Here is a 254-nt window from a genome sequence, read left to right as displayed (position 1 = left end):
GACACGCCGCTAATCTGCGCCACTGAAACGCCCGAGCTGCTGAAGAGCTGGCTGCCTGCCGCAGGCTACTACAAGCGAAAGACGCTTTACGTTTACAAGGTTTCTGCCGCCTGCCTGGCGCCCTGAGGGCTTCAGCCTGGTCGATTGGGCAGGCAGAGGCCGGTGCCGGCGCCTTCTACCTCAACGAACCTGACGCCGCCTTCCTCGAAGGCGAGGCGCAACTGCGCTTCGGTCGCACGGTGGATATCGTGGTG

The 254-nt window shown here is 63.4% G+C and carries 1 pseudogene; it reads right to left on the bottom strand.

Annotation, left to right across the window (positions count from 1 at the left end):
• Window positions 1-131: 131 nt before the first annotated feature.
• Window positions 132-254, bottom strand: a pseudogene (locus EOD29_RS33390) (transcriptional regulator); the annotation flags it as partial.

Source organism: Mesorhizobium sp. M1A.T.Ca.IN.004.03.1.1 (assembly GCF_003997555.1).
In the GTDB taxonomy this organism is placed as follows: domain Bacteria; phylum Pseudomonadota; class Alphaproteobacteria; order Rhizobiales; family Rhizobiaceae; genus Mesorhizobium.
This window is presented reverse-complemented; position numbering and strand designations above follow the sequence as displayed.